The organism is Polaromonas sp. A23, from assembly GCF_002001015.1.
Classification (GTDB): domain Bacteria; phylum Pseudomonadota; class Gammaproteobacteria; order Burkholderiales; family Burkholderiaceae_C; genus Polaromonas.
On sequence record NZ_MUNO01000017.1, the window covers coordinates 87,515 to 107,500 of the forward strand.

19 protein-coding genes are annotated in these 19,986 nt (G+C 61.6%); 15 read left to right on the plus strand and 4 right to left on the minus strand.

The window, feature by feature from the left end; genetic code table 11:
* The first annotated feature begins 131 nt into the window (after window positions 1-131).
* From B0B52_RS07900 to B0B52_RS07945, 10 genes are all read left to right on the plus strand, one after another.
* The gene (locus B0B52_RS07900; RefSeq protein WP_077593081.1) at window positions 132-1,094 is read left to right on the plus strand and encodes a tripartite tricarboxylate transporter substrate binding protein; all 963 of its coding nucleotides are present in this window, start codon (window positions 132-134) and stop codon (window positions 1,092-1,094) included.
* A 25-nt stretch (window positions 1,095-1,119) separates the two neighbouring features.
* Window positions 1,120-2,454: a glucarate dehydratase gene (gene gudD, locus B0B52_RS07905; protein WP_077593082.1), complete on the plus strand. Its 1,335-nt coding sequence runs from the start codon at window positions 1,120-1,122 to the stop codon at window positions 2,452-2,454.
* Window positions 2,455-2,685: 231 nt separating this feature from the next.
* On the plus strand, window positions 2,686-3,144 hold the full coding sequence (locus tag B0B52_RS07910) for a hypothetical protein (protein ID WP_077593083.1): 459 nt from the start codon (window positions 2,686-2,688) through the stop codon (window positions 3,142-3,144).
* A 127-nt stretch (window positions 3,145-3,271) separates the two neighbouring features.
* Window positions 3,272-3,742 carry a hypothetical protein gene (locus B0B52_RS07915; protein WP_077593084.1) on the plus strand — a complete coding sequence of 157 codons (471 nt, stop codon included), beginning with the start codon at window positions 3,272-3,274 and terminating at the stop codon, window positions 3,740-3,742.
* Between the two features lie 28 nt (window positions 3,743-3,770).
* A complete protein-coding gene (locus tag B0B52_RS07920; RefSeq protein ID WP_077593085.1) occupies window positions 3,771-4,301 on the plus strand; it encodes a GNAT family N-acetyltransferase in 531 nt (176 codons plus the stop codon).
* A gap of 14 nt (window positions 4,302-4,315) precedes the next feature.
* Complete coding sequence (locus tag B0B52_RS07925) at window positions 4,316-4,726, plus strand: low affinity iron permease family protein (protein ID WP_077593086.1); 411 nt, start codon at window positions 4,316-4,318, stop codon at window positions 4,724-4,726.
* A 199-nt stretch (window positions 4,727-4,925) separates the two neighbouring features.
* Window positions 4,926-6,080 (plus strand): acyltransferase, encoded by a 1,155-nt coding sequence (locus tag B0B52_RS07930; RefSeq protein ID WP_217349789.1) that lies wholly within the window; start codon window positions 4,926-4,928, stop codon window positions 6,078-6,080.
* A 197-nt stretch (window positions 6,081-6,277) separates the two neighbouring features.
* Window positions 6,278-7,222: a PHB depolymerase family esterase gene (locus B0B52_RS07935; RefSeq protein ID WP_077593088.1), complete on the plus strand. Its 945-nt coding sequence runs from the start codon at window positions 6,278-6,280 to the stop codon at window positions 7,220-7,222.
* 48 nt (window positions 7,223-7,270) lie between these two features.
* The gene (locus B0B52_RS07940) at window positions 7,271-7,597 is read left to right on the plus strand and encodes a type II toxin-antitoxin system RelE/ParE family toxin (protein ID WP_077593089.1); all 327 of its coding nucleotides are present in this window, start codon (window positions 7,271-7,273) and stop codon (window positions 7,595-7,597) included.
* Complete coding sequence (locus B0B52_RS07945; RefSeq protein ID WP_077593090.1) at window positions 7,590-7,907, plus strand: helix-turn-helix domain-containing protein; 318 nt, start codon at window positions 7,590-7,592, stop codon at window positions 7,905-7,907. The genes B0B52_RS07940 and B0B52_RS07945 overlap by 8 nt, the downstream gene beginning before the upstream one ends.
* 154 nt (window positions 7,908-8,061) lie before the next feature.
* On the opposite strand, the gene B0B52_RS07950 is transcribed toward B0B52_RS07945, so the two are convergent.
* Both B0B52_RS07950 and B0B52_RS07955 read right to left on the minus strand, forming a co-directional pair.
* Window positions 8,062-8,853, minus strand: a complete 792-nt coding sequence (locus tag B0B52_RS07950) for a DUF3800 domain-containing protein (protein WP_077593091.1) — start codon at window positions 8,851-8,853, stop codon at window positions 8,062-8,064.
* Between the two features lie 62 nt (window positions 8,854-8,915).
* Window positions 8,916-9,803, minus strand: coding sequence for a LysR family transcriptional regulator (locus B0B52_RS07955; protein WP_077593092.1), 888 nt, complete (start codon window positions 9,801-9,803; stop codon window positions 8,916-8,918).
* 95 nt (window positions 9,804-9,898) lie between these two features.
* On the opposite strand from B0B52_RS07955, the gene B0B52_RS07960 reads away from it, so the two are divergent.
* The 3 genes from B0B52_RS07960 to B0B52_RS07970 are packed head-to-tail and all read left to right on the plus strand — an operon-like array spanning window position 9,899 to window position 12,636.
* Entirely contained in the window at window positions 9,899-11,263 is a 1,365-nt protein-coding gene (locus tag B0B52_RS07960) for an acyclic terpene utilization AtuA family protein (RefSeq protein ID WP_077593093.1), read from the plus strand.
* Window positions 11,260-11,628 carry a hypothetical protein gene (locus B0B52_RS07965; protein ID WP_077593094.1) on the plus strand — a complete coding sequence of 123 codons (369 nt, stop codon included), beginning with the start codon at window positions 11,260-11,262 and terminating at the stop codon, window positions 11,626-11,628. Before B0B52_RS07960 ends, B0B52_RS07965 begins: the two co-directional genes overlap by 4 nt.
* Window positions 11,629-11,652: 24 nt before the next feature.
* Complete coding sequence (locus B0B52_RS07970; RefSeq protein ID WP_077593095.1) at window positions 11,653-12,636, plus strand: tripartite tricarboxylate transporter substrate binding protein; 984 nt, start codon at window positions 11,653-11,655, stop codon at window positions 12,634-12,636.
* Window positions 12,637-12,964: 328 nt separating this feature from the next.
* Here the strand turns inward: B0B52_RS07970 and B0B52_RS07975 are convergent, their stop codons facing one another.
* Window positions 12,965-14,560, minus strand: a complete 1,596-nt coding sequence (locus tag B0B52_RS07975) for a phosphatidylserine/phosphatidylglycerophosphate/cardiolipin synthase family protein (protein ID WP_254425668.1) — start codon at window positions 14,558-14,560, stop codon at window positions 12,965-12,967.
* A gap of 367 nt (window positions 14,561-14,927) precedes the next feature.
* Entirely contained in the window at window positions 14,928-16,856 is a 1,929-nt protein-coding gene (locus tag B0B52_RS07980) for an ATP-binding cassette domain-containing protein (protein ID WP_077593096.1), read from the minus strand.
* Between the two features lie 141 nt (window positions 16,857-16,997).
* On the opposite strand from B0B52_RS07980, the gene B0B52_RS07985 reads away from it, so the two are divergent.
* Both B0B52_RS07985 and B0B52_RS07990 read left to right on the plus strand, forming a co-directional pair.
* Window positions 16,998-17,567 (plus strand): (2Fe-2S)-binding protein, encoded by a 570-nt coding sequence (locus B0B52_RS07985; protein WP_077593258.1) that lies wholly within the window; start codon window positions 16,998-17,000, stop codon window positions 17,565-17,567.
* Window positions 17,564-19,828, plus strand: coding sequence for a molybdopterin cofactor-binding domain-containing protein (locus B0B52_RS07990; protein WP_077593097.1), 2,265 nt, complete (start codon window positions 17,564-17,566; stop codon window positions 19,826-19,828). The genes B0B52_RS07985 and B0B52_RS07990 overlap by 4 nt, the downstream gene beginning before the upstream one ends.
* The last annotated feature ends 158 nt before the right edge of the window (window positions 19,829-19,986 follow it).

Sequence of the window (19,986 nt, forward strand, 5' to 3'; positions counted from 1 at the left end):
ACAGGGTTTTCTGGCTTGACAAGTATTTAGGTAGCGCTACCATCGGTATTTGGTAGCGCTACCTTTTGCGTTTTGTCAGTGCGACTGTCCTCACATTCCCGCGCGCTTCAGCGCTTTTCAGGAGACATCTTGTGAAAAAAGTATTCCTTACCCTTGCCATCGGCCTGCTTGCCAGCGCTGGTATTCATGCCCAAGCCTGGCCGTCGAAAACCACGGGCATCGTGGTTCCTTTTCCGCCCGGCGGCTCCACCGACACCGTGGCCCGCGCGATCGCCACCCAGTTGAGCAGCAAATTGGGCCAGTCCTTTGTGGTCGAGAACAAGGCCGGTGCCACCGGCACGATTGGCGCCACCCAGGTCAAGCGCGCCGCACCCGATGGCTACACCTTTCTGGTGACTTCACTGGGCCCGCTGGTGATTGCGCCGCACCTGATCCGCGGCGTGCAATACGACGCGCTGAAGGACTTCGACACCATCACGGTGGCGGTGCAGGCGCCCAATGTGCTGGTGGTGCCAGCCACATCCCCGTACAAGACGTTGGGCTCGGTTGTGGCCTATCAAAAGATCAACCCGGGCAAGATGAGTTTTGCGTCCTCGGGCAATGGCTCCAGCGACCATCTGACGGCCGAACTGTTCTGGCAGCAAACCGGCACCAGCGGCACCCATGTGCCCTACAAGGGCGGCGCACCAGCCATCACTGACTTGCTGGGCGGCCAGGTTGATGCTTCCTTCCAGAACATCAACGCGGTGATCCCGCACATCAAGTCCGGCAAGCTGCGGGCGCTGGCTATCACCTCTGAAAAGCGCTCGACCCTGCTGCCGGATGTGCCGACGCTGGGTGAATCGGGGCTGAAAGGTCTGGTGGTCTATTCCTGGCAAGCCGTGGTCGCGCCCAAGGGCCTGCCCGCTGACGTGCGCAGCAAGGCCCATGCCGCCATCGTCGCCGCGTTGAACGACCCGCAGCTCAGGCAGCAGTTCACATCGGTCGGCTTCGAGATCGTGGCCAATACCCCGGCACAATTTGCCAGCTTCCAGCAGCAGGAATTTGCGCGCTGGAAAAAAGTGATCGAGACCGGAAAAATAAGCATCGACTGATCTGAATTGAACTGAACTGAACGACATGCCCCAGACCTCCACCCCCCGCATCACCGACCTGCGCGTGATCCCCGTCGCCGGCCGCGACGGCATGCTGCTGAACCTCAGCGGCGCACACGGCCCTTTCTTCACCCGCAACATCCTGATCCTGACCGACAGTGCCGGCCGCACCGGCGTTGGCGAAGTGCCCGGTGGCGAGAAAATCCGCCAAACCCTGGAGGATGCGCGTCCGCTGGTAGTGGGCCAGGCGATCGGCTCGCACCAGCAGGTACTGCAAAGTGTGCAGCGCCAGTTTGCCGACCGCGATGCCGGAGGCCGCGGCCTGCAGACCTTTGACCTGCGCACCACCATCCATGCCGTCACGGCCATCGAGTCGGCGTTGCTTGATCTGCTGGGCCAGCACCTGGAGGTGCCGGTGGCGGCGCTGCTCGGCGAAGGCCAGCAGCGCGAGGCGGTCGAGATGCTGGGCTATCTGTTTTTTGTCGGCGACAAGTCCAAAACAAGGCTGCCCTATGCTAGCGAGCCGGATGCGGCTGACGCCTGGTCGCGCGTGCGCCACGAGGAAGCTGTGACGCCGGAGGCCATCGTGCGCCAGGCCGAAGCGGCGCATGAACGTTACGGCTTCAACGACTTCAAGCTCAAGGGAGGCGTGCTGCGCGGCGAGGAGGAGGTAGCGGCGATTCGCGCCTTGCATGAGCGCTTCCCGAAAGCGCGCGTCACGCTGGACCCGAACGGCGGCTGGCTGCTGAAGGATGCGATCCGCCTCATGCGCGACATGCGCGGTGTGGTTGCCTATGCCGAAGACCCCTGCGGTGCGGAAGAAGGCTTTTCCGGTCGCGAAGTCATGGCCGAGTTTCGGCGCGCCACCGGCCTGCCGACCGCGACCAACATGATTGCCACCGATTGGCGGCAACTGAGCCATGCGCTGTCGCTGCAGTCGGTGGACATCCCGCTGGCCGACCCGCATTTCTGGACCATGGCCGGCTCGGTGCGCGTTGCGCAAACATGTCGCGACTGGGGGCTGACCTGGGGTTCGCATTCGAACAACCATTTCGATGTGTCGCTGGCGATGTTCACCCAAGTCGGTGCCGCCGCGCCCGGCCGCGTCACCGCCATCGACACGCACTGGATCTGGCAGGACGGCCAACGCCTGACAAAAGAGCCTTTAAAAATCGAAGGCGGCCTGGTGCAGGTGCCAAAGAAGCCGGGTCTCGGTGTCGAACTCGACATGGCTGAAGTCGAAAAAGCGCACCAGCTCTACAAGCAGCACGGCCTCGGCGCGCGTGATGACGCGGTGGCGATGCAGGCCCTGATCCCTGGGTGGAAGTTTGATCCGAAACGGCCAGCGTTTGATCGCTGAGCGTGTTGGTGCAGTTCGAAATCGCTATCGATTTAATAGCTGATTGTGCCCGTGAATAAAGGGGGCGTGGCCGATTTTCCTTAAAGAAATAGCTTCGAACTGGGTGGAGGCCCGTGCGCAACTTGATGTGCCTGGACGGTGCGCTTGCTGCCGACGGCATTGTGGGGCAGCCGGTCGCTCGATAAAATTCCCGTCACGGTTGAATGATTTCGAACTGCCTGGAAATTTCCCATGAACCATGAGTTGTCGCGTTTGGCGACTGACCTTGGATTGCCTGACCCGACGCATGAGCCGCTTCGGCTGGCTTTTGGACTGGCCTGTGTGAGTCGCGTTCGCCATTTGCTGGAAGACCCTGGTGCGATGCGTTGCCTCGCTGCGCTTGAGAGTTTCATCGCGGGCAGGCTGGATCGACGTGCATTCGATGATGCGGCCCGGGACATTGCGGCCATCGCCAACAGCCATCGCGGCTCTCCTTCCATCGACGGGTCGGCCCACGCCGCGGTTTCTGCCACCTATGCCGTGGCCAATGCGCTGGCCGGCCGCGCACTCGATGCTGCGGGTTATGCCGCCTATGCCACGGTCTATGCCTATGGCGGGTACGCGGTGACAGATCCGTCAGCGTTCGAAAGCGAGTACGCCTGGCAGGTGGAAAAGTTCAAGGAACTGGCCTGCCTTCCGGCTGACCATTGACCCAAGGCATGCGCGGCGGCGCCTGCGCTCACGGCGGCTTCACTTTGGCGGCACTCTGGCATATGCTCGTGCGGCTGCGCACCAGGCCTGGGTGCAAGGCCGCAATTCCAACTCCGGGAGCCCTACCTTGAACCTCGCTTTTCTTCGTGTGATTTCGCTGCTTTTTGCCGCGCTGGCGATGGGCATGCACCTGGCCCATGCGCTCGAGCTTTTTCCCAAGCTGAAATGGGGGCCTGAGCTTTACCTGGCGGTGCAGTCCACGCTGTACCGGCTGTTTGGCATCATCGGGCCGATCCTGGAAGTGGGCGCGCTGGTTTTGGTTTCGTTGCTGGTGGTGAAGCTGGGAAGCGGACACCCGGCGCGCAAATTGACGCTGGGCAGTGCGGCGGCCATCGCCTTGTCACTGGCTGTCTGGGCTGCCGTGGTGCTTCCGGCCAATGGGCAATTGGCTAATTGGCAAGCCTCGGGCGTGACGCCGCCGGACTGGACGCGCTGGCGGGACCAGTGGCAGTTTGGTCAGGCTTTCATCTTCCTGCTGCATCTCGGCGGCTTTACTGTGCTGGCCAGCGCCATGCTCAAGCCTGACCGCGATGTCTGAGCAGCTAGTAACCCGGGCAGGCCATCGCATGACGCTGCGTCGACTCGACCCTTCCGATGCGCCGGTTTACCGGGCGTTGATGCTGGAGGCTTACGCACTGCATCCGGACGCGTTCACGTCCGGTGTTGAAGAAAGGGCGGCCCTGCCCCTGTCCTGGTGGGAGAGGCGGCTCAATGCCGACCCGCAAGCCGCGGAGCTGGTTTTTGCTGCCTTTCATGAAGGGCAACTGGCGGGCGTGGCCGGCCTTTCCTTCGAACGGCGCGAGAAGGTGCGCCACAAGGCCACCCTCTTCGGCATGTATGTACCCATCAGGTTTCGCCAGCGCGGGCTTGGCCGGCAGCTGGTTGATGCGGTGTTGGCCGGTGCCAGGGAGCGGCCCGGTGTCAAGCTGGTCCAGTTAACGGTCACCCAGGGAAATGCTTCTGCGCAGGCACTGTACGAAAGCTGCGGTTTCACGGCCTTTGGGGTGGAGCCCTTCGCCGTTGCCGTGGGCGAAGGTTTTGTGTCCAAGGTCCACATGTGGTGCAACATGGGCATTCCCGATCCCAGCCAACCCTAAATAGAGAGTTCTTCATGGCAAGCAACAACTGGTACTCTAATGCGGCCAAGACCGCGTCCCGCTATGCCGGACGCCCCTCGACCTTTTTGCTGGCGGTCCTGGTGATCCTGGGCTGGATCGTGACCGGACCGTTGTTCGGCTTCAGCGACACCTGGCAACTGGTCATCAATACTGGCACCACCATCGTCACCTTCCTGATGGTGTTCCTGATCCAGAACTCGCAAAACCGCGACACCGAGGCGATTCAGATTAAGCTCGATGAACTCATTCGCGCAACCCAGGGGGCGCACAATGCGCTGCTCGATCTGGAGGAGCTGAGCGAGGAAGAGCTTGACGCTTTCAGGAGCAGGTACGAGGCAATGGCTGGAGCGGCGCGCAAGGGTTTGCTGGACGGCCTGCAGGACACGGATACGCCCGAGGCCTGAAACGGTTCCCGCCCCGGTCCCCGCACGCGCCAGGCCAGGCGGGGCGCTGGCGGCACACCTTACACACTTAACAACCCTTACATCTTTGCCGACAAGACAGAGATGAAAGTGAGAGGCGCCTTCCTAAAATGAAATCAGCCGCCCTAACATGGCGACTGTCTTCGTGCTGTCCGCTGGCATGAGATGGCGCCCCATCACATTGCACCCAAACACCCGTTCATCTTTGCCCACCAATTCAGGAACGATTGCGTCGTTCGAGGGTGGGCGCGGGCTTGCCGCGTTGTTTGTAGCCCTGTTCCATTTTGGGCATGACGCCAATGCTCTTTCAGTCATCCGCAACGGCTACCTGTTTGTGGACCTGTTTTTCGTCATCAGCGGATTCGTGATCTGCTCCGCCTACTCGACGCGGCTGGAGACGGCGGGCGACTTGCGGTCTTTTCTGATTCGCCGCTTTGGCCGGCTGTTTCCCTTGCTTGTGTTTTCGACGGTGCTGTATGTGCTGGCGAAAAACCTGCTTGTCTGGGCCAAGCAGGAGGCCGTTTCGCGCGGCCTGGGCGGCCATCTCGAACGGACGGACTTCGCCGGCTACCTGGTCCCTGAGCTCGGCGAGATCGTGTCAACCCTCACGCTTACCCATGGCATGGGAATTTTCGACCGGCTGATCCTGAACCCTGTGAGCTGGAGCATCAGCACAGAGTTTTATGCCTACGTGCTGTTTGCCGCGGTATGCCTCGCGTTTCGCGGTGGCATTCGCCTTGCCGTGTACGTATTGCTGAGCGTTGCCGGTCTGGCTGCAACCATCTGGGCTGCGCTGCACGTGCATGACTGCCTGCAGGCCGGCAAGTGTTTTGACATCACTTATGACTTCGGGTTTGCACGTTGTGTGGGCTCGTTTTTCCTCGGTGCCCTCACGTACCACTTCAGCCGGCAGGTGCGGCTGAATGCCAACGCACTGCAATTTGCCGGGCTGGTCGGGCTGGTGGCTCTCTTTTTTGTGGCAGAAGCCTGGCCGATGCTGGTGTTTGCCAGCCCCCTGCTTTTTGCCTTGCTGGTTTTTTCGGTCAGCCAGGACACCGGGTTCGCGGCCACTGTGTTGAAGAGCAAACCCTTTCAAATCCTGGGGCAGCGCTCCTACTCGGTGTACATGATGCATCCGATCCTGATGATTTTTGTCGAACCGTTCGCCAGGCGCGTGCACGGGACGGTCCTGATCGCCGTGGTCGCCCTGGCCTACGTCGCCATTCTTCTGCTGGTTTCCGGGTGGACCTACAAATTCATTGAAGATCCGCTGCGCAAATGGTTTAACCGCATCGCCGGAAACAGGCGCCAGCCTCAGGTGGCCATGCAGTCCTGAGTACTGCTACAGCGTTGCGCAGGTATAGGACTTTGAGTATTTTTGGCCTTCAGCCCAGTGGATACGGGCGCAAGCAGCTATTAACTTCATAGCGCCTTGGTGGCGCGATCGCCACGTCTCGCGCGTGCCCCGGTTGAAATGCCTGGGTGTTCCCGCTGGACTTCGCCAGAATATCGCAAGGCCATAAGGGGAACGCGATGCAACTGGGGAAGCTTGAAAAACTGGTGTTGATGATGGCGCTGCTGGGCGCGCTGTCCGGCTTCTGTTCCGCAGCGAATGCGGCAGGCCCGGCTGCGGCTTCTTCCGGGCAGCAAAGCCTGGTTCACGACGGGGTGGAGCGCAGCTATGTGGTGCGCACCCCGCGTGACATGGCGCCAGGCGGCGCGTGGCTGCCACTTGTGCTGGTATTGCATGGCGGCGGCGGCAACGCCGTTAATGCCGAGGACATGACGGGCTTTACCGCGAAAGCCGCAAAAGAAGGTTTCATCGTTGTTTACCCGGAAGGCAGCAGCCGCTTCAGGGGCAAGCTGCTGACATGGAACGCAGGCCATTGCTGTGGCTACGCGATGCAGCGCCGTGTCAATGACGTGGCTTTCATCAACGCCTTGCTGGACAGGCTGATCCAGGATTACCCGGTCGATCCCAAACGCATTTACGCAACAGGCATGTCCAACGGCGGCATGATGTCGCACAGACTGGGGATCGAGCTCTCCAGCAGGTTCGCAGCCATTGCGCCCGTGGTTGCGGCGCTGTTCGGCGATGAAAAGGCGCCGGCGCATCCGGTGCCGGCCCTCATGCTCAACGGCATGCTCGACAAGTCTGTGCCCCACCAGGGCGGCGCACCTGGCGGGCGCTTCCCCGACGCCTGGGATGGCACCGCTGCAAAACCTGCGCAGGCGCAAGCGGCTTTCTGGGCCCAGGCCAACGGCTGCGGCGCCGCGCCCGACACACTGGATCGCGCGGCCTTTGTGTTGTCGCAATACCGTTGCCCCGCCGGCCGCGACGTGCAGCTCTACCTGATCAAGGACAACGGCCATTCCTGGCCGGGCGGGCGGCCGGGTAGCCGCAGGGCCGATACACCGAGTTCTTCACTTAACGGCACAGACGTCATCTGGGAGTTTTTCCGGGCGCATGCGAAATAGACAGTGGAGCGCGTTGCAAAAAGTTAGCGTATTTGATAACATCTGCTCATGGCGTTTGAAATTGAGTACTTCCACCAGCGTGTACTCACAGAAATCGAATCGTGGTCAGTGGATGTGCTTGCTGACTACGTGCGTTTGCTTGAACTCCTGGTCGAGCACGGCCCCAGCCTTCGGTTGCCGCACTCGCGCGCCTTTGGCGATGGGCTGTTTGAGCTGCGGCCTCGTGGGAGGTCAGGCATAGGTCGCACGTTTTACTGTTTCTTGCTGGGCAAGCGTGTGGTGGTGTTGCACGCGTTTATCAAGAAGACCCAGCAAACACCTGACCGCGAGTTGAAGCTGGCGCGCAAGCGCCTCAAGGAGTTGAAAGATGACTGATTTGACCTATAAACCCGTCCACCATGACCACAAGGCATTTCTCGACAAGGCGCGTACGCGCAAGGGATTTACAGAGGCCTATGACGCGTTGGCGCTGGAATATCAAGTCGCGAGCCAAATGCTCAAGGCGCGTGCTCGTGCCGGCCTCACCCAGGACGTTGTCGCGGAGCGCATGGGCACCACCAAAAGTGCCGTTTCCCGGCTTGAATCGGCAGGAAAGCATGCACCGTCATTGGCAACGCTCAAGCGTTATGCCAGCGCGGTCGGGTGTGAGATTCAAGTGAAGTTCGTGCCGCATAAAGTAGCGTGATTAAGCATTGCGAAGTTTTCGTTGTGTATCGCTCCACCGTTCGGGTTGAGCTTTTCGAAGCCAACCACGGCTTTCCACGGTACTGATGGCGTTCGAGTGAAAGTGCTAGCTATTGCACTGCTATCAACGCGATTTGAAGAAATGAATGTGGGAGCTAGCGGCGGATGACGGCGGAAAGAAGTTCAAGCGAGCTATGAACACCATTGTTCTTGGCAAGCTGCCTCTTCGCAACATCCAAAAAGATTAACCACCTCTCAATTGCTTCTTTGTCGTAGTGATGCGGATCGATTTCTAGGCCTATCAAGCTCTTAAAGTCAGCCCTGGCTTTAGTTTCTCCACGCAGGATTCTCTTGTTATGAGTGAACCAGTGCCACGCTAGCAAATCGGCGCATTGAACCGGTGTTGCTTCAGTTTTTCCAATTGACGAATAAGTGTGAAAACGAAAGTCATTCCGCGGAACCGTTTCTGACATGACCTTTTCAATTGACTTCGCGGCCTGCGCCCAATCTTCGGCTCCAGACTCAAAAAAATAGCTAGCGTCACCAGCAAACCGAGTTTCGTTAGCCCAGTTCCTAACTCCGTAAAACGCTTGACCGCACAAAAAGGAATATGGGCTGTTCCATATTCCGTTTTTGGGGATGAATGGATATGCCGACTTATCCAGCGAGATCGCGATGCCTCTGGATGCGTACCGTTTGATCAGTTCTATGGCCTCTGTGGCCGCATCAATGCACTGCTGACGGGTCAAGTGCTTGTAGATGCCAACACCGTGAGCGCACTCCGACATGTGGAAGTACGGCAACTCATACCGATTGAGCATTTCTCTCCACATGCTATCCAAAGCAGCAGCATTTTCTTTCGTAAAGATGTAGCCTGCGACGCACAGAAATGGCGATTCGTCACCAGTTCCGCTTTCATCAAAGTACGCTTCAACCATTGCCACCATATCCCCTTTCAGAGGCCGCTTGCATCCGGTCCTGTTGGATAAGACGCTAACAACCCAAGCACTTACCCCTTCATTCGCAAAACAATCAAATCATGCAAAGCCTTTGCGGCCACGGACAGGCTTCCCTCTTGCCGGCGCACCACATAAATCTTTCGCGTCAGATTGGGGATGGGCAGGGATCGCGTCACCAGCGCCTTACGCTCAAAGTGAAACAGTGTGAGCGCCGGCACCACACTGATGCCCAGGCCCGCCTCCACCATGCCGGTGACTGTTGCCAGTTGATCCACCTCCAGAAATGTATTGGTTTGCAACGGGCGCAGCGCCGCATCAAGCGCCTGGCGCACGCTGCTGTTGCGTGACATGTGGATGAAAGGGTAGGGCACCAGTTTTTTCAGTGTCAGCGCTTTTTCGCTGGCCAGCGGGTGGTCTTTGCGGCACACCAGGAAAAATCTGTCGGAGCACAGCAACTGCACGTCCAGGCCTGCCTGGCTGGTGCCGGTGGCCGCGAGGGCGAAGTCTGCCTTGTTGCTGCGCACCAGGTCGATGCAGGGGTCGGACAGGAGGTCGCTGAGGTTCAGGTCTATGCCCGGCCAGGTCTTCCTGAACTCGGCAAAAATGGCTGGCAGCCAGCCCGCAGCCAGCGAGGGCAGGGCAGCAACATGCACCCGGCCCTTGCGGCGTTCGACATGGTCGCCCAGGTCGCTGATGGCCAGGCAGAAGTCTCCCAACAGCTGGCGTGCCGAGGTTTCAAACAAGCGCCCTTCGGCGCTCAGCTGCACGCTGCGGGTGTCGCGGTCAAACAGCCGGGTGCCGAGCGATTGCTCCATCGTGCGGATCAACGCGCTGAAGGCCGGCTGCGACAAATGGCAGGCCGCAGCCGCTTTGGTGAAGCTGCGCTGGTCGGCCAGCGCGATAAAGGCGCGCAGTTGCCGGGTGGAGAGGTCGGGCATCGCCAATTGAGTTGACTTTCAGATGAATCAATACGTATTTTCTATTTTACAAATGAACAGGGCAAGCCTAGAGTTGGGCCAAATTTCCATTACCCATGACAGCGTCTTCCCTTTCCCCTCTGCTGATTGGCTGCGCTGCCGGTTTCTCCGGCGACCGTGTGGATGCGGCCGGAGCGGTGGTGGACACGCTGATTGCACGCGGCGGGCCAGCGTTCCTGATTTTTGAAACCCTGGCCGAACGCACGCTGGCATTGGCGCAATTGCGCCGCCGCGTCGACCCCGATGCCGGATATGAGCCGCTGCTCGACGACATGCTGCGCCCGGTGCTGGCGCGCTGCCTGCAGCACGGCATACGCATCGTCAGCAACTTTGGCGCGGCCAACCCTCTGGCGGCTGCACGGCATATCCAGCGCATGGCCGGCGAGCTGGGCCTGGCGCAGCCGCGGATTGCCGTGGTCGGCGGTGACGACGTCTCGGGCGAATCGCATCGTGCGTTACTGCGCGAACAGCTGGGGGGTTTGATCGACAACATCCGGATGGTCAGCGCCAACGCCTACATCGGTGCCGAGGCGATTGCTGCCGCGCTTGACGCTGGCGCGCAGATCGTGGTGGCTGGGCGCGTAGCCGACCCCTCGCTGACCGTCGGTCCGGCGATGTCGCACTTTGGCTGGCGCGCCGACGACTGGGACCAACTGGCGCGCGCGACCATGGCCGGGCATTTGCTGGAATGCGGCGCGCAGGTCTGCGGCGGCTACTTCGCCGACCCCGGTTACAAGGAGGTGCCCGACCTGCATGCTCTTGGTTACCCGATTGCCGAGATCGACGCCGACGGCCACTGCGTCATCACCAAGGCGGCGCGCACCGGCGGTCTGGTCAACCTCGCCAGCGTGAAGGAGCAACTGCTGTACGAGGTGCACGACCCGGCCGCCTACCTCACGCCCGATGTGGTGGCGGACATCAGTGCCGCGGAGATCGAGCAGTTGGGCCCGGACCGCGTGGCCCTGCGCGGGGTGCGCGGCCATGCGCGGCCGGCCAGCCTGAAGGTCAATGTCTGCCATGAAGGCGGCTGGCTCGCGGAAGGTGAAATTTCCTATGCTGGTCCGCGTGCCGAAGCGCGCGCGCGCCTGGCCGCCGATGTGTTGCGCCAGCGACTGCAGGGGCTGAACCTGCGCGTGGATTTGATAGGTGCCATGAGCATCATGGGGGGCGACGACGGCGGTTTGCTAGCGGCGACGGCGGCCGGCGATGCGCGCGACGTGCGCCTGCGCGTGGCTGCCACCCACACCGACCGAGCGCAGGCCGAACGCCTGGCGCGCGAAGTGACTGCGCTGTACTGCTGCGGTCCGGCGGGTGGTGGCGGTGTGCGCACCTCGCTGACCCCCCGGCTCAACACGCTGTCGTGCCTGGTGCCGCGCGAGGCGGTGCCAGCATATTTTGAAATGCTGGGGAACCTGGCATGAGCGCCGACATGATCACCGTTCCGCTCTACCGCGCAGCCCACGGGCGTACTGGCGACAAAGGCAACCGTTCCAACATCAGCGTGATTGCCTGGCACCCGGACCTCTACCCCGTGCTGCTGGCCCAGGTGACGGAGGCCGTCGTGGCGCAGCACTTCGCGCATCGCCGGCCCAGCCGCGTACAGCGCCATGAATTGCCGATGCTCTGGGCCATGAACTTTGTGCTGGACGACGTGCTCGATGGCGGCGTCAACGATGCGCTCAATCTCGACACTCATGGCAAGGCGCTGTCGTTCTGGCTGCTGGACTTGCCGATACAGGTTCCTGCTGCACTGGCCGCCTTGCTGGCAGGGCCAGACCCCGGCTGATTTTTTTAACTAGAAGGAGACACCATGAAAACACTCACAAATACGCGCATTCGTCCTGTCGTGCTGGCCATCACGGCTGCCTGCGCTTTGGCGCCGGTGCTCGCGCAAGCGCAGGGCTTTCCCGACAAACCGATCACCTTCGTTGTGCCTTTCGCCGCCGGCAGTGCCACTGATCAGTTGGCGCGGGCGCTGGGCCAGGCCCTCAGCAACGACAGCAAAGCCAGCGTGGTGGTGGAGAACAGGGCCGGCGCTTCCGGCATCCTGGGTGCGCAGGCAGTGGCCAAGGCCAGGCCGGATGGCTACACCGTCCTCATCGCAACCAACACCACGCAGGCCGCCAACCAGCATCTGTACAAAAAACTGCCCTACGACCCGATCAAGGATTTCACGCCGCTGACCTCCTTGGGGCGGGGTGGCCAGATCATGGTGGTCAACCCCGCCTTGCCGGTCAGCAATGTGGGTGAGTTCATTGCGCTGGCCAAGTCCAAACCCGGCAAGCTGTCTTTTGGCAGCGGCAGCTCGTCCAGCCTGGTGGCGGTCGAGCTGTTCAAACAGATGACAGGCACCTACATTCTGAACATTCCGTATAAGAGCAACCCGAACGCCGTGACTGATTTGTTGGGCGGCCAGATCGACATGATGATCACCGACATGGCCACGGGCCTGCCGCAGGTGAAGGCCGGAAAACTCAAGGCGCTCGGGGTGTCAACACGGCAGCGCTCACCGCTGGCGCCTGACGTGCCGACCATTGCCGAGGCCGGCGTGAAAGGTTATGAGATGACTTACTGGTTTGCCGCCTATGCACCGGCGGGCACACCGGCCGATGTCACTGCCAAGTTGAACGAACTGTTGGTCAAGGCCGCCCGCAGCAGCACGGCAGCGCCTTTCTTCAAAGGCAGCGGCACCGAGATTTTCACAAGCAGCCAGGACGAGTTGCGTAAATTTCAGGCGGCAGAGACGGTGAAATGGGGCAAGATCATCCAGGGGGCCGGGATTCAGCCCGAGTAACCGGGTTGAGATGCTGTGTAATTGATAGCGAACTATCGCGATTGCCAAAGGGCAAACTGCCCAAAACATCAACAAGCGTTAGTGTTCTGTCCCGCAAATAAGGTGATGAAATGAAATTGTCCAGTCAGCTGTCAGGCAAGGCGCGAGGAGGCGACATAGCCGTAGCTATGGCAACGACGAGTAACGCCGCATGGCGGCTGAATGGGCGATTTCATATCGCCTTTATTTGTGGGACAGGACACTAGCGAGGGGATCCAGGAGCCTGGGCGGTAAAAACTGTCCTCGCTGAGGCCTCTTTTCGATTCGACGCCTTCTGCCGCCCAGGCTCCTAGAGCATCTCTTCCGGCGCAAACGGCCCGATCAGCATGAGCATCAGCTTGAGGCCGAGACTCGCGTCCGGCTCCGTGCGGGAATCTTTCAGCTGCGAGCCTTGCGGTGCGCGCCAGACGAGCAGGCCGTCCTGCAGCTCCACCTTGTAAGCGCCCTTGCTCAGCGCTGGCTCGATCAGGCGCGTGGTTTCGGCCGACAGCTTGCGGCTACGGATCACGAGCGCCACCTCGCTGTTCTGCAGCTGGGAGCGCAGGTCCAGGTTCATAGAGCCGACCACCAGCAGCTGATCGTCCAGGACCACCACCTTGGAGTGCAGGCTGGCGCGCGAGCCGCCGGCCGACCCGGAACTGCCCAGGGAGTTGAAGCTGCTCAGGGTGCCTTCCTGTTCGGCGCGCATTTCATACAGCTCGATGCCCAAGTCCAGCAGTGCCTTGCGGTAGCGGGCGTAACCCACGTGGGCCGCCGGTGCGTCATTGGAGGCCAGCGAGTTGGTCAACACGCGGATACGCACGCCCTTCTGCCGAATCGCTGCGAGCTGCGCCATCATGCGTTTCCCGGGAACGAAATAAGGCGAGACGATCAGCAGATCGCTTCTGGCTTCTGCCATCAGCTGCAGCAGGCCGTCGACCGTGGTGTCCTGGGCCGCTTCCACGGCGTCAGCGTCGGCGGCAATCTTGGAGGCCTTGTCGACCAGCAGAACGGACGGTGCCCAGGTCCACTCGAGCAATGCCAGGTTGGTGCTGGCTGGCAGCGGTGCCGGGGTGTTGGCCGAAGCGTTGAGTGCGGTGGCCTTGCGCGGTGCGGGTGCAGGCGGGCCGCTAGCTTCGCCAGTGCCTGATGCTGCCGTGCCGCCTGGCTGGGCCGCGGCCGGCGGCGGTTTCAGCGCCTCTATCTCCTTGGCCGTCATCAGCGACTGCACCGGATAGGCCAGCGGATTGTTCCAGTAAAGATCGAAGCTGCGCGAGAGTTCACGCACGATGCGGCCGGCGGCCAGTACGTCGGCGTCGATGAAGTTGGTGCCCTCGCCCTGGCCGAAATAGGTTTCGCCCAGGTTGCGCCCGCCGGTGATGGCGACCGCGTTGTCGGCGACAAAAATCTTGTTGTGCATGCGGCGCTGAACGCGGTCCATGTCTTTCAGCGAGCCAAGGATGCGGAAAAATAGCGAGCGGCGTCCGCCCGGCAGCGGGTTGAACAGCCGCAACTCGATGTTTTTCTCAAAGGCCAGCTTGAGGACCTGGGCATTTTTGCCGACGGTGTTGAAGTCGTCGAGCAGGATGCGTATGCGCACTCCGCGTGCGGCAGCCGTGCGCAGGGCGTCGAACATGCGCTCGGTGGTTTCATCCATGTGGATCGCGTAATACTGGATGTCCAGTGTTTTCTGCGCCGCGTCTATCAGGGCCATGCGGCTGGTGAAAGCGAGTTCGGCACTGTTGACAAGGGCAAACCCCGAGTCGTTGCGGGTGCCCGCGCGGGCTGCCCGCTCCTGCACGGCCCGGCCCAGCCGGGTCTCCGACGGGTTGGCCAGCGCGCTCGAGACCGGCCGGTCCACTTCGCTGGGCAGAGAGGCGCAGCCGGCCAGCCAGGCGCCGAGCATCAGCGGGGCGACGCAGCGCCAGGAAGTGGAAAACAGGCGGGCATGAGACAGCGTACGTAGGTGCATGAAGCGGCTTTGGAGGATGCAGCCACTTTAGCGTGAGCGGCTGTTTCAAAGGCCGCGGCATGGCCCGACGCGGGCGCAAGATTTTGTAGGCGGTTTGCCCGACACCCGGCTGCGACCTGCGGCGGGTGCGGCAGTGCTAGGAGTCTGGGCGGCAGAAGGCGTCGAAGCGAAAAGCGGCCCCGGCGAGGACAGTTTTTGCCGGGTTTGCAGTCCCATAGCCGTAGCTATGGGACAAAAAGCCGGTGAAAAATGGACCGCCGCGGTCGCTTTGCAGCCGACGTCCCTTCTGCCGCCCAGACTCCTAGGTGGACAGGTTTTCCCAGCGCTGCAGGGCCGCCATCAGTTCTTCCTCGATCTTGGCGTTGCGGGCATTCAGCTCAGCCGCGCGCTTGGCATTGCTGGTGTAAAGCGTGCCGTCGAACAACTCCTGTGTGATGGCTTTCTGCTGCGACTCGAGCTGCTGGATCAACGCCGGCAGACCGTCGAGTTCACGCTGTTCCTTGTAGCTCAGCTTCTTTTTTGATAGCTGCTCGCGCCCGTCCTTATTGGACTCAGAGGTATTTTTGCTTGTATTTTTGGCGCTGGAGGCTGCAGCCGGGGTTTTGCCGCTGCCGGTGATTTGCGCCGCCCGTTTCGACTGGGTGAGCCAGTCCGTGACACCGCCTTCGTACTCGCGCCAGAAGCCCGGGTTCTCGGGCGTGCCTTCATAGGCAATGGTGCTGGTGACCACGTTGTCGAGAAAGCGCCGGTCATGGCTGACCAGGAACACGGTGCCTTCATAGTTCTGCAGCAGGTCTTCCAGCAGTTCCAGCGTGTCGATGTCCAGGTCGTTGGTCGGCTCGTCCAGCACCAGCACGTTGGCTGGCCTTGCAAACAGACGTGCCAGCAGCAGGCGGTTGCGCTCGCCGCCCGAGAGCGTACGCACCGGTGAATTGGCGCGTGCCGGCGAGAACAGAAAATCGGTCAGGTAACTCTTGACGTGTTTTTTCTGGCCGTTGATCTCGACCCATTCGCTGCCGGGGCTGATGAAATCTTCCAGCGTGGCGTCGAGGTCCAGGCTGTCGCGCATCTGGTCGAAGTAGGCAACCTGCAGGTTCGCGCCCTGGCGGATCTTGCCGGGTGGCGTCGTCACGTCGGGTTGCAGTTCGCCCAGGATCAGCTTGAGCAGGGTGGTTTTGCCGGCGCCGTTCGGCCCCAGCAGGCCAACCTTGTCGCCGCGCAGCAGGGTGCCGGTGAACTTGTTGACGATGATTTTTTCGGCACCCGGGTGGCCGAAGCTCTTGCTCACATCGGTCAGTTCGGCCACGATCTTGCCGCTTTTCTCGCCGCTGGAAACGTCCAGGTTGACGCGGCCGACGGCATCGCGCCGTGCCGCGCGGTTGTCGCGCAGGGCTTCGAGCCGGCCGATGCGTGCCACGCTGCGGGTGCGGCGCGCTTCCACGCCCTTGCGGATCCACACCTCTTCCTGGGCCAGCAGTTTGTCAGCCTTGGCGTTGATCACGGCTTCCTGTGCCATCTGTTCTTCTTTTTGCACCAGGTACTGCGCAAAGTTGCCGGGGTAGCTCAGCAGCTTGCCGCGGTCCAACTCCACGATGACGGTGGCGACCTGGTCCAGGAAGGCCCGGTCATGGGTAATGGTGATGATGCTGCCGTTGAAATTGACCAGCAGTTCCTCCAGCCAGGCGATCGAATCGAGGTCCAGGTGGTTGGTGGGTTCGTCCAGCAGCAGCACGTCGGGCTTGGCGACCAGCGCCTGCGCCAGCGCCACGCGTTTTTTGGTGCCGCCCGAGAGCGAGCCGACGATGGCGTCTTTGTCCAGATGCAGGCGATGCAGGGTTTCCTCGACGCGCTGCTCCCAGTTCCAGCCGTCTAGAGCCTCGATTTCCGACTGCAGTGCGTCCAGGTCGGTGTGTTCGTCGGCTGCCAGATATTGCTCAACCACGTGCCTTGTCCTTGCCAGTCCTGCGCTGGCAGCTATGAAAACAGTAGCGTGCGGGTCCAGGCTGGGCTCTTGCGGAACGTAGGCGATGCGCAGGTTCTGCTGTAGCTGCAAGGTGCCGTCGTCAGGCTTTTCCAGGCCGGCGAGGATTTTGAGCAGGGAAGATTTGCCGGTGCCGTTGCGGCCGATCAGGCCAATGCGCTGGTTGGGTTCGAGTGAAAAATCTGCGTGGTTCAGCAGTGCGACGTGCCCAAAAGCGAGTTGGGCGTCCAGAAGTGTAATTAATGCCATGTTGTCAGGGATTATCCGGGTGTGCCATTTCGCATGCTGGTTTTCGGGCTTTGGGGGATGCGGCCGGATGGCTATAGTGCAATGGACATCAGCGGCGGGAAGGCTGCCGAAGCGCTCGCTCGACATCACTGGAAGCTGTTTATGGAATTACAAATCAACGGCCAGGCTGTGCAGGTGGAGGCCGACCCGGCCATGCCTTTGCTGTGGGTACTGCGCGACCTGCTCAATATGACGGGCACCAAGTTCGGCTGTGGTGTGGCCGCCTGCGGCGCCTGCACTGTCCGGGTGGACGGGCAGGCCGTCCGGTCTTGCGTGGTGCCAGCGGCGACTCTGGTTGGCAAAACCATTCAGACCATCGAGGCGCTGGGCACACCGGCCAAACCGCATGTGCTGCAGCAGGCGTGGATTGCCGAGCAGGTGCCGCAATGCGGCTACTGCCAGTCCGGCATGCTGATGGCGGCAGCCGCTTTGCTTGAAAAGACGCCAAAACCGACCGATGCCGACATTGACGCGGCCATGACCAATATTTGTCGCTGCGGCACCTACCAGCGGATCCGGCTGGCGATCAAGCGGGCCGCGAGCGTGGCGCCCGCTGGCAAGGGCCCGACATCTAAGGCTCAATTTTCCGCCGGGCCGCCCCAAGGAAAATTAGCCCCCCGGGGGGGCAGCGCATTACGCGAAGCGAAAAGCGTGGGGGCCAAGTCATCATGAAAAGAAGAACCTGGCTGCTCAGCGCGGCGGGCGCCGCCGGCGCCCTGATCGTGGGCTGGGGCGCCTTGCCACCGCGTTCGCGCACAGGTTCCGGCCGGCTTTGGCCGCCGGCCGAAGGCCAGGTCGCCCTGAACGGCTGGATCAAGATCAAGTCTGACGGCTCGGTGGTGGTGGCCATGCCGCGCAGCGAAATGGGCCAGGGTGTGCACACGGCCTTGCCCATGCTGGTGGCTGAAGAGCTCGACATGCCGCTTGTGCGTGTTCATATAGAGCAGGCTGGTGTGGACACCATTTACGGCAATGTCGCCATGCTGATGGCCGGCCTGCCTTTTCATCCGTTTGAATTCGAAGAGCGACCGGCCAAGGTCCAGGCGGGCGAATGGGTGGTCAGCAAGCTGGCGCGTGAACTCGGGATCAACGCCACCGGGGGTTCGAGCAGTGTGGCCGATGCCTGGGTGGTGATGCGCACCGCTGCGGCCACCGCGCGCGCTTCCTTGTTGGGCGCCGCCTCGCTGCAGTGGCGCCTGCCGGTGGATGAATTGACAGTCAAGGACGGCGTGGTTTCGCATGCGTCGGGTCCATCAGCTCACTATGGGGAGCTGGCCCGCTTTGCTGCCGCCACCCCGCCCGGCACAGTCACCCTGAAGGCGCGCAAGGATTGGAAGCTTATTGGCCAGAACGAGCCGCGCAAGGATATTCCTGCCAAAGTGGACGGCACGGCGCAGTTCGGGCTGGATGTGCGTCGGCCCGGCATGTTGTACGCGGCTATTCGCCTGTGTCCCATGCTGGGCGGCGCACCCGGCACCGTGGGTGTCGGTACCGCGCTGGCCATGCCGGGGGTGGAGCGGTTTGTGCCTCTGCCTGCCTATGCCGGCTCCACCGCAGGTTTTGCCGTGGTGGCACGAAGCTGGTGGCAAGCCCAGCAGGCTGCGCAGGCCGTGCCAGTGGAATGGCAGCAGCGTCCGGCTGGCTCCCTCGATTCCCGTCAGATTGAGCGGGAGCTGGAAGATGCCCTTCAGGGAGAGGGCGACTTCACTTTCCATGAGCAAGGGTCTGTTGCGCAGGCGGAAGCCGGTGGTAACCGCAAGATAGAAGCCCTGTATCGCGCGCCCTATCTGGCGCACGCCACGCTGGAGCCCATGAATTGCACGGCCCAGGTCCGGGATGGAAAGGTGCTTGTGTGGGCGCCGACGCAGGTGCCGCAGATGGCGGCGGGGATTGCCGCTCGCGTGGCTGGCGTGCCGGTAGAGGACGTCAGCGTGACAGTCACTCTTTTAGGGGGTGGCTTCGGACGGCGACTGGAGGTGGACTACGTTGCCCAGGCGGTCAGGGTGGCGATGGATTGCGGCGGTCGTCCGGTCCAGTTGATCTGGTCGCGTGAAGAAGACACCACTCATGACTTCTACCGTCCCATGCACGTGGCCAGATTGGCTGCGACGGTGGACGCAAGCGGTCTGCCGGTCAGCTTGCGCATCAGGTCTGCCGGTGATGCCATCAGTCCGCGCTGGCTGGAGCGGGGGTTGCCTGCGCTGGCTGGCCCGGTGGATCTCCCAGACAAGACGACGGCAGAAGGGCTTTTTGACTTGCCGTATGCCTTTGACCATCAGCACATGTCGCACGTGGCCACCCGTAAAAGTGTTCCCGTGGGCTTCTGGCGATCGGTGGGGCATTCGCACAATGCGTTCTTCTCGGAGAGCTTTATTGACGAGTTGGCGTCTGAAACCGGCCAGGCCCCGCTGGGCCTGCGGCGCCAGCTGCTTAAGAATGCGCCGCGGCATCTCGCTGTTCTGGATCTCGCGGCGAGCCAGGCTGGGTGGGGAACCAGCTTGCCCGCCGGTCAGGCCCGAGGTATCGCCTTGCACGAATCTTTTGGGTCCATCGTGGCGCAAGTGGCCGAAGTGTCGCTGCTCAACGGCGAGCTGCGGGTGCATCGCGTTGTCTGCGCGATCGACTGCGGGACGGTGGTCAATCCAGGAATCGTGGCCCAACAGATGGAGAGTTCGGTTGTGTTTGCGCTGACGGCTGCTCTGTATGGGCGTGTGGATATCCACCAGGGCGTGGTGCAGCAGAAGAACTTCCCCGACTATCCGATGCTGCGGCTGGCGCAGTCGCCGAAGGTCCTCACTTATATGGTGGCAAGTACCCGGGCACCGGGCGGCGTTGGCGAACCGGGCGTGCCTCCGCTGGCACCTGCCGTTGCGAATGCCTTGTTTGCCTTGACGGGGCGGCGCCAGCGCGCGCTACCGCTGGTGCTGCTCTGAAGAGGGCGCAGGCTGTTGTGCATGACTTGCTCAAAAAGTTAGACGGTTAGTCGACTGTCGGGAAAACCCGTGCTATAGTCACTGGCTCAGCTGATGAATGACTTCCTTTCAGGAGTCGAGCATCAGCCGGAACGGCCTTCAGAGAGAAAAACAAATTT

What these genes read in the sequence shown, in the direction of transcription:
- gudD (WP_077593082.1), top strand. Translation starts at nt 1,120, where the DNA reads ATGCCCCAGACCTCCACCCCCCGCATCACCGACCTGCGCGTGATCCCC.
- B0B52_RS07910 (WP_077593083.1), top strand. Translation starts at nt 2,686, where the DNA reads ATGAACCATGAGTTGTCGCGTTTGGCGACTGACCTTGGATTGCCTGAC.
- B0B52_RS07920 (WP_077593085.1), top strand. Translation starts at nt 3,771, where the DNA reads ATGACGCTGCGTCGACTCGACCCTTCCGATGCGCCGGTTTACCGGGCG.
- B0B52_RS07925 (WP_077593086.1), top strand. Translation starts at nt 4,316, where the DNA reads ATGGCAAGCAACAACTGGTACTCTAATGCGGCCAAGACCGCGTCCCGC.
- B0B52_RS07935 (WP_077593088.1), top strand. Translation starts at nt 6,278, where the DNA reads ATGCAACTGGGGAAGCTTGAAAAACTGGTGTTGATGATGGCGCTGCTG.
- B0B52_RS07940 (WP_077593089.1), top strand. Translation starts at nt 7,271, where the DNA reads ATGGCGTTTGAAATTGAGTACTTCCACCAGCGTGTACTCACAGAAATC.
- B0B52_RS07945 (WP_077593090.1), top strand. Translation starts at nt 7,590, where the DNA reads ATGACTGATTTGACCTATAAACCCGTCCACCATGACCACAAGGCATTT.
- B0B52_RS07950 (WP_077593091.1), bottom strand. Translation starts at nt 8,853, where the DNA reads ATGGTGGCAATGGTTGAAGCGTACTTTGATGAAAGCGGAACTGGTGAC.
- B0B52_RS07955 (WP_077593092.1), bottom strand. Translation starts at nt 9,803, where the DNA reads ATGCCCGACCTCTCCACCCGGCAACTGCGCGCCTTTATCGCGCTGGCC.
- B0B52_RS07960 (WP_077593093.1), top strand. Translation starts at nt 9,899, where the DNA reads ATGACAGCGTCTTCCCTTTCCCCTCTGCTGATTGGCTGCGCTGCCGGT.
- B0B52_RS07965 (WP_077593094.1), top strand. Translation starts at nt 11,260, where the DNA reads ATGAGCGCCGACATGATCACCGTTCCGCTCTACCGCGCAGCCCACGGG.
- B0B52_RS07970 (WP_077593095.1), top strand. Translation starts at nt 11,653, where the DNA reads ATGAAAACACTCACAAATACGCGCATTCGTCCTGTCGTGCTGGCCATC.
- B0B52_RS07975 (WP_254425668.1), bottom strand. Translation starts at nt 14,560, where the DNA reads ATGCTCGGCGCCTGGCTGGCCGGCTGCGCCTCTCTGCCCAGCGAAGTG.
- B0B52_RS07980 (WP_077593096.1), bottom strand. Translation starts at nt 16,856, where the DNA reads ATGGCATTAATTACACTTCTGGACGCCCAACTCGCTTTTGGGCACGTC.
- B0B52_RS07985 (WP_077593258.1), top strand. Translation starts at nt 16,998, where the DNA reads ATGGAATTACAAATCAACGGCCAGGCTGTGCAGGTGGAGGCCGACCCG.
- B0B52_RS07990 (WP_077593097.1), top strand. Translation starts at nt 17,564, where the DNA reads ATGAAAAGAAGAACCTGGCTGCTCAGCGCGGCGGGCGCCGCCGGCGCC.